This is a genomic window from Bacillus sp. CCB-MMP212, assembly GCF_022748145.1.
Classification (GTDB): Bacteria; Bacillota; Bacilli; order Bacillales; family Bacillaceae_G; genus Bacillus_A; species Bacillus_A cereus.
This window is the reverse complement of sequence record NZ_JALDQE010000016.1, coordinates 76,912-84,794: the sequence shown is the minus strand read 5'-3', so window position 1 is coordinate 84,794 and position 7,883 is coordinate 76,912. Positions and strand designations below refer to the sequence as shown.

The following is a 7,883-nucleotide window of genomic DNA, read 5'->3' as shown; positions in this document are numbered from 1 at the left end:
GATGTAAGTCCGGTTCGGGGAGGAGCATTTGGAAACCTATCACAGCAATGTGAAAAGGCGCTGGGTGCTTACTCTACTTGTACGTTGACGCAGTTTTAAAATATTATCAGCCGGGTTCTGTCGTTTCTGGTGGAGGAGGAAATCCAGGAAGTGGCGGAAGTAGCGGTTCAAAAGTTGCCGATGTAGGTCGCCAATGGATAGGGCGTTCTACCTATGTATTTGGTGGAGGACGTAACACAAATGACATCGCAAGAGGGATTTTTGATTGTTCAAGTTTTGTACGCTGGGCGTTCGAACAAGTAGGTATGTATACCAGTCCAATAGGAGCTGTAAGTACGGAAACATTAAATAAAATTGGTACAAAAGTGTCAGCAAATGATATGAAACCAGGTGACGTTATTTTCTTTGATACCTACAAACATGACGGACACGTTGGTATTGTAATTGATAAAAATACTTTTATTGGATGTCAAACGAATAAAGGTGTTTCTATTGAAGATTTAAACAATCCGTATTGGAAAAAAGTCTTTTCTGGTCATGTAAGAAGGTTCTAAAAACCGAAAGAATAGGAGACTAAAAGAATGAAAGATAAACGAAAATCTTTGTTTATTGTGTTTGTCATTTTAGTTGTAGGTGTAACGGCTTTTAATATCTATTTGAGCAAAAAATCAATGAGTGATGGCAAAGAAAAACAGTTAAAACTGTCAAATGAATTACTAACAAAACAAAATGAAGACTTAAAAAAACGACTGGATAAGGTGCTTCCTTCCGCACAAGAACAACAGAGAAGGGCGTATTTATCGACAGCCGAAACGTTTATTCAATTATCATTTCATCGAGAAAAAGAAGGCTACAGTGAGCGAAAAGAAAAAGCAAAATCCATTATGAGTGAAGAACTATTACAACAATTTTATCCAACTGATAAATACGAATTAGGAGATACGTATAAAACGAAACCAATAGAAATGAAGTTTTATTTACAAGAAAATGAACCCGATAAAGAGGAGGTAAATGTGTTAGCTGAATTTATAAATGTCACGACAGATTCAACGCAAAACCGAGAAGAAAAAGTAAACAATGTGTTACGAATCATCATGAAAAAAGAAAATGAAACATGGCGAGTTACAAGTGTGGAAGAGTTAAATATGAAAGTTTTATAACGAAAAAGGTGGGGTGAGAGTGTGATAGGAGCGATTGGTAAGAAGAGTGAAAGAATCAATCTAAGAAAAAATAAGTCGTGGATCTACTTAACAATTATCAGTTTTCTATTTTTGGGTTTTTTCGCTTTCTTGACATCAAAAATTTACATGCCAAACGATGAAAAACTATTCCATACAGAGACAAATAAAGTAATTAAGTTGTCGGGTATGGGGAAATTGATTGTAGAGAAAAGGGAATACAATCCACATAAAAACTTTATACAAATTTACTTTCGATTAGAAGGATATGAGGAAACAGGATATACATTTAAAGCACAGCAAAAAGCAAATCCAGGTGTTCAATTACCTGTCAAAGTATTGTATGAGGAGAACGGAAAATACGTAGTAGAAGTAAAAGACTTATCTCCGAATTGGGGAGCGTTAGCTTTCGATATTTACAAGGAAAATGGTGAAAAAGAACAAATGGATATTCGTAAATTCACACAAGATGTGAACGAAGCTGAAGAAGAAAATGCAGCAACAAAAAGTCCGAATAAATTAGTTCAGACGATATTTACCGATCAAAGAAAAACAAAAGCAAATGATGAACTGTTAGCTGAAGATAAAAAAACATATGAGCTAGATTTTATAGAAAGAGACAAAAAGGATATCGAAACAAAGATAAAAAATTATGGGAAAGCAATCAAACTGGAAGAAGAAAATGCGAAGACGGTTTATGAAAAAGTAAAAGAATTACAAGATGAAATGAAGTACCAAACCGAAGCGGAAAAAACAGAAACACAATCAAAAATAGCATCCCTAGAATCAAAAATAAAATCATCAGAAAAGAACGTGGAATTGTTTAAAGCAGAACAAAAAATTGCACGAGATAAAATCAAAAAGTTAGAGAAAAAGGCACAAGAAATTAATAAAAAGTGAAAAAAGTCATGTCGTCAGTGAGTACTCACCAGTCAAATTAGAGTACTCATTGAGTGCTCATCTGTTGGTTTTTGTATCGTCAGTGAGTGCTCATCAGTTTAATTTGTGTCATCAGTGAGTACTCACCTTGCAGGTTTTCTTGTTCCCATCGTTTTGCTAGGCTCCGCCTAGCTTCACACCTTAGGTGGGAACAAAAACCCCTTATGCTCTTCTCACTATTTTTTGATCTCTACCCAAATTTGCAGAAAGGAGAGGGAAAAGTGGAAATTAGAATTAGAGAAGTAGATCCAATTGCCGTAAAGAAAATAGATGAAATTGCAAAGAGGAAAGGGTTATCCCGGCAGAAATTTTTGAAAGACCAAATTGAAATGTTAGCATTTTTTCAGCAACAAAATAAAAGGGAAATGGAATTAGAAAATCTCATTGAAAAGAACATCCATATGATGAGTGATTGTTATAGCGCAATGGAAAAAATGAATGAGTTTATTCAAATGATGATGCAGGATGTTGAAAATGAATAATGCTGTTCCTATTCAGTCTTCCGTCACACCAGGTGTTGTTTTAAAAACGAAATTTGTGTTGCCAAGTTCGGATGCTTTTCAGAACTATATTGATTATGTAGATCGGGAGGAAGCGAAAAGTGAAGTGAAGCTGAATCCGAAAATGTTCGAAACGTATCAAGACTATATGGGGAATTCAGAAAAGACATCGGCACTATTTACGGAACACGCAAATCGTTTAACAGAAAGTGAAAAAAAGTCCTTAAAGGAAATGTTTAAAACGGCTCATGAGAATGGAAGTATCATGTGGCAAGATGTCATTTCTTTTCATAATCCCTGGTTAGAGAAACAAGGGATTTATGATGAGAAAACAAAAACATTGGATGAAAAGAAGTTAATGGATGTAACACGGCTTGCGATGAAGGAAATGCAAAAAAAAGAGGGGTTGGAAAATAGCTCTATCTGGTCAGCAGCCATTCATTTTAACACGGATAATATTCATATTCATGTAGCAACTGTTGAACCAATTCCAACGAGAGAACGTGGTAAAAGAAAACCCAAAACATTAGATGCGATGAAGGGTAAAGTCGTAAATAATTTGTTAGATCGTAAGCAGGAACAAAAACAAATTAATGATCTGATTCGAAACAATATGGTGGGAAGGAAAAAAGAAGATTCCGTTTTTGATTGGCGTAATCAACATTTGAAACCATTGTTTTTACAAATCTATAAACAGTTACCAAGTGATAAAAGACAGTGGCAATATAGCTACAATACGATTCAACCATTAAAGCCGCAAATTGATGAATTAAGCAGTCGGTATATTCAACATCATCATAAAAAAGATTACGATCAGTTTCTCCAAAAGTTAGATAAAGAAGTGCAAGTTTTTAAAGAAGCATATGGGGAAGGAAAGTATGATAAGAAGCAATATGAAAATTACAAGACGAATAAAATAAATGACTTGTATAAAAGAATGGGGAACGCCTTTTTACAAGAAATGAAGGCATATGATAAGGAACAAATGAGAATCCATCACATGAAGAAGTCAAAGCCGTTTCAAAAATTTCAACAGAATGTATCTATTCAGTATTCTATGAGAAAAGTGGAACGTGCTTTTAAAAGTGAATATGAGAGTTGGAAGAACCAAAAGTATTATGAGCGTATGCAAAAAGAAAGTGCATATCAAAATGAGAGGGGTTATTAAATGAGTACAATTAGAAGACAGGTAACGATGGATCAAGAGACAGAGGATTATATAAAGGATTACATGGAGGAACACGGAATTCGATACACAGGGGAAGCAATGGGAAGAATTTGCAAGGAGCATGAAGCGGCAAAAAATACAGAATGGTCGTTAAATTATGTAACAGAAGTGGTATCAAAAAACTTACATGATGTGTTAAAAAGTGAACTAACAAAAATTCGTCTTGGTGCAAATAGTGCGGATAGAAACACACAGGTTTTAATTGAGTTATTAAATGGATACTTTTTTGCTAATGACTTGGATTTAGAGAGTATTATTACAACAGATAAAATTGAAGTAGGGGGTGTAAAGATGGCAAAAGAAGTCGTAGCGGAACGGATTAGTAACGCAAGACAAAAACGTTTAGATCATGAGGCATCAAAGAACAATGTAACGTAAGCTACATTGTTTCTTTTTATAAAAAAACAGGAGGTTAGTAGGATGTTATTATTTCGTGAAGATATCGCATTAGGGGTCATTAAAGAGGTTGGAGAAGGTGAACTTGTTTTACTTGTAAAAGAGGAAGAACTAACAATCAAAATTACACGAGAACAAGAGGAAGAACTTGCAGTCCATGTCATGAATCAAGAAAATATGTTAGTTCCAGTTGATGTGAAAACTCATGAGCTTTTCTTTGATACAGCTGAGAGATGGAATGAAGAGGAAATGGAGGAATTACAAAAAGCAAGTGAAAGAGTAGGAGAAGATCATGAGTAAAAGTTATAAGAAAAAGTATCAAACAAAATCACCAGATGAAAAGAAAGAAGCTGTGCAAGCTTTAACAAAAAAGATGGAAAAAAGTGTAGAAGGTTATTTTCGTACAACGGGAGATTTGAAAGAGTATTTAACGTTTATGGCAAAGTTTTATCACTATTCACTATCTAATATTTCATTAATACAAAGTCAATTCCAGGGAGCCAGTGCAGTTGGTTCCTTTTCTTTTTGGAAAGAAAAAGGATTTCCGGTTAAGAAGGGTGAGAAAGGAATCAAAATTCTTGTTCCAAACCGAACTGTAGCAAAATTTAAAGACAAAGATGGGACATGGAAATCCGTTACAAAGGCGAGTGAGCAAGAGAAAAAACAAATTGAATCTAAAAGCGTAGAAGTGAAACCAGGTCGCTTATATTTTGCTGTCGGTCATGTGTTTGATGTGTCCCAAACAAACGCAAAAGCGGAAGATCTTCCTCGTATTTTTCCAAATCGTTGGCTAGACGGGAGCATAACAGATTACAAGAGTTTGTACAAGGGAATGGAAGCCATTGCGGAAAAAAACGGTGTGAAAATTATTGAGCCGAAGCAAGAACTTGGGGTTGCAAAGGGAGTTAGTTACACCTTAACAAAAGAGGTTGCTTTGAATCCTAGAAACAGTGAATTGCAAAATGTAAAAACACTTCTTCACGAATTGGCGCATGCCAAACTTCATACAGCAGAGACACGTATGAATTACACATCGCCAGAAAAAGAGTTTCAAGCAGAAATGACGGCTTATGCCGTTTCTTCTTATTTTGGGATTGATACAAGTGAATATTCGTTAGGTTATTTAGCGAGCTGGACACAAGAAAAAGAAATGAAAGATAAAACGAAGTTGTTGAAAGAAGTACATGAAACTTCCATTGAATTTATCGAAACAATTGAAAGCTCGCTGGAAAAAGAAAAAACAAACGAAAAAGGAGTAGATCATATGGCAAAACAAGTGTCTGAAAATAAAGATGGAAATGTAAGAGATAATTTCGAAGTTTTAACAGGCATCCAACAAAATGCGCAGCGACTTATCAATGAAAGGCTTGGATTAAATTTTGAAAAACATTGGGAAAACTATGAAATTCAACTTTCAGAAGATAATCGTGTATTAGAAGAAATAAACCCTAATATTCGTTTGAATTTAAGGGAGATGGAACAGATTGTTTATGAATTTGGTACAAACAGAGAACAAGATAAATTCAAGAAAATTATGGATACATTAGAGCCGTATTATGAAGCTGATTTGTTAGGAGATAGTTTCGATGATATACCAATTGCTAAGGTTTCGTTAGATCGTGAAAAGCATTTAAAAGTCGATTGTGTTAATGAACTTGTGAAAGAAAATCATAAGGATTTTTGGTTTCAAAATTCAGTGAGTTTAGCTTTGAATGTAATTAATCACCGAATTTCAACAGCGCATAAAGAAGTAATGAATAATGATATTGAATATAAAGGACTATATCCTAAATCTGAATCAGAAGTGATTTATTGCCAAGAAACAGGTAAGCCATTACAGCACGATGAATTGGTTTTTCGTGTTGATGGTCCTGGATATATAGATGGATATATAGTAGGAGAAGAGGCAAGTTATAAAGATTTAGATTTAGATGATGGGAATGGTTATTGTTATTATACAACGATTGAATATGAAAATGTAGAAGAAAAAATACTTGCACCAATTGGACTAGAAAAAAATTCTCAACCTAATCTTGCAAATGAAAAACAGAATGAAAAAAATATTTTATTGGTGGAATACATGAGTTTAAGTAATACGACACAAGCGTTTGTTTCTGTTGCAGAGTTAAGGGAGCAAGCAGATAGAAATAGAGCGTTTGAACCTGTAGAAGGTGCAGAGAAATTGAGTGATAAAGAATTTATTGATGCATTTAACGAGGCGAATCAAGAAAAATATGCAGCACTAAATCAGAATGAAATTAATCGACCAACAATGTTAGTTCAATGGAGCGACAATGAAAACTTTAAGAGTAATCAACTAATTCCATTTGGAGAGGCCAATGAAAAAATGGCTGAAGTTATTTCAAGTATTGAAAAAGCAAGAGAAGAAGCTAAAGAAAGAGGTCAAACCATCCCTTACGATCAAGCTCGTTATCATATTGCCATTCCAAAAGAAGTAGATAGAGATTTTGGGAGAATGGAGCTTGTGAGTATGGATCGTTTGGATATGGGGGATGGGGACTACAAGACACCGTATGAACAAGTATTAAACGAGAAAAGGTATTTATCGGATGAAGTAAAACAAGCGTTACGAGATGAAGTGATGAATTATAGAAATGACAAAGAAATACCGATGGAAAAAGCACAAGAAAATCCATTAGAAAAACCGAAAGAGACACCCAATCACTTAGTTACAATTGAAGTATTAGCAAACAGTATACAAGATGAAGAGCAGGCAAGAATCCACATGATGGATGCTGTTACGAAAGATATAAATTATGTGTCTGTATGGAATCAAGATAAAACAGATCGGGACGATTTATATGTTTCCCTCATGGAAAAGAACGGGAAACGAGAAAATGTGTACCTAGATAACATTTTGAAACCAGATTTATATGAAAAGGTTCAAAGCTCTATCTTTGATGGAAGAGGGAATTTGTCATTTGTTGTTTATGAAAAAGATGCAAATATGAGTCTTGATGAAATCGTAAAAGATGAACGATATGGACTCTTAGTTGATAAAGCGGAGGGACAAAAAAATTACTCATTTAATGAAAAAGAAGTGGAATTGTATAAAGAAATGAAAAAGGAAGGATATGAACCTATTGTCTCTTTAGATCAACAAATACAACCTTCAAAAGAAAAAGAGTCAACTACATTAGATAAGGACTTAAGCCGAAAATTCGAAGCATATAGACGTTCACAGTATGAAGAAACACCAGATAATATTAATAGTATTGTCACTCGTGTAAAAGCTGAAGAGCGGTATTATACAACGAAATATGTTTCGATTGATAATGAGCTGGTAAGCCAGGAACATATAGTGAAATTAGAAAACCAGGTTGATGAGAAGCTTGGGAAAGAAGGAATTACGGTGAATCAGTCTACAACATCAAAGGAAATGGATGTAGATAAAAAATTTCAGCCATTGAGCGGAAAACAAACGAATCTTAAAGAAATAGAAAAGGCGCCAGATTCAGGTAATGTAGACCATTCGAAGGCTACAAAAAAATCAAGTAGAAAAAGAGAAACAATGGAAATGGAACGATGAAAAATTGTATAACAGGAACACCAGATTAAATCATTTTTTGTTACTCAATTGAGAAAACGGAAAGTGATTTTTTTATATCTAGTAATGAAGGA

Annotated in this window: 7 protein-coding genes and 1 pseudogene; all 8 read left to right on the top strand. The window is 34.4% G+C overall.

From position 1 onward, the window contains the following. Positions 1 to 77 precede the first annotated feature (77 nt). Positions 78 to 554 (top strand): annotated as a pseudogene (locus tag MRP26_RS28260) (C40 family peptidase); the annotation flags it as partial. Between the two features lie 27 nt (positions 555 to 581). After that, the gene (locus MRP26_RS28255) at positions 582 to 1,160 is read left to right on the top strand and encodes a hypothetical protein (protein WP_017674551.1); all 579 of its coding nucleotides are present in this window, start codon (positions 582 to 584) and stop codon (positions 1,158 to 1,160) included. Between the two features lie 21 nt (positions 1,161 to 1,181). Then, positions 1,182 to 2,078, top strand: a complete 897-nt coding sequence (locus tag MRP26_RS28250; RefSeq protein WP_242807361.1) for a hypothetical protein — start codon at positions 1,182 to 1,184, stop codon at positions 2,076 to 2,078. A 260-nt stretch (positions 2,079 to 2,338) separates the two neighbouring features. Beyond that, positions 2,339 to 2,599: a hypothetical protein gene (locus MRP26_RS28245; RefSeq protein WP_002090361.1), complete on the top strand. Its 261-nt coding sequence runs from the start codon at positions 2,339 to 2,341 to the stop codon at positions 2,597 to 2,599. Next, on the top strand, positions 2,592 to 3,785 hold the full coding sequence (gene mobP2 / locus MRP26_RS28240; RefSeq protein WP_242807360.1) for a MobP2 family relaxase: 1,194 nt from the start codon (positions 2,592 to 2,594) through the stop codon (positions 3,783 to 3,785). The genes MRP26_RS28245 and mobP2 overlap by 8 nt, the downstream gene beginning before the upstream one ends. Next, positions 3,786 to 4,223 carry a hypothetical protein gene (locus MRP26_RS28235; RefSeq protein WP_242807359.1) on the top strand — a complete coding sequence of 146 codons (438 nt, stop codon included), beginning with the start codon at positions 3,786 to 3,788 and terminating at the stop codon, positions 4,221 to 4,223. 42 nt (positions 4,224 to 4,265) lie between these two features. Next, entirely contained in the window at positions 4,266 to 4,541 is a 276-nt protein-coding gene (locus MRP26_RS28230; protein ID WP_242807358.1) for a hypothetical protein, read from the top strand. Continuing rightward, complete coding sequence (locus tag MRP26_RS28225; protein WP_242807357.1) at positions 4,534 to 7,791, top strand: LPD25 domain-containing protein; 3,258 nt, start codon at positions 4,534 to 4,536, stop codon at positions 7,789 to 7,791. Before MRP26_RS28230 ends, MRP26_RS28225 begins: the two co-directional genes overlap by 8 nt. Positions 7,792 to 7,883 lie beyond the last annotated feature (92 nt).

What these genes read in the sequence shown, in the direction of transcription:
- MRP26_RS28255 (WP_017674551.1), top strand. Translation starts at nt 582, where the DNA reads ATGAAAGATAAACGAAAATCTTTGTTTATTGTGTTTGTCATTTTAGTT.
- mobP2 (WP_242807360.1), top strand. Translation starts at nt 2,592, where the DNA reads ATGAATAATGCTGTTCCTATTCAGTCTTCCGTCACACCAGGTGTTGTT.
- MRP26_RS28235 (WP_242807359.1), top strand. Translation starts at nt 3,786, where the DNA reads ATGAGTACAATTAGAAGACAGGTAACGATGGATCAAGAGACAGAGGAT.
- MRP26_RS28230 (WP_242807358.1), top strand. Translation starts at nt 4,266, where the DNA reads ATGTTATTATTTCGTGAAGATATCGCATTAGGGGTCATTAAAGAGGTT.
- MRP26_RS28225 (WP_242807357.1), top strand. Translation starts at nt 4,534, where the DNA reads ATGAGTAAAAGTTATAAGAAAAAGTATCAAACAAAATCACCAGATGAA.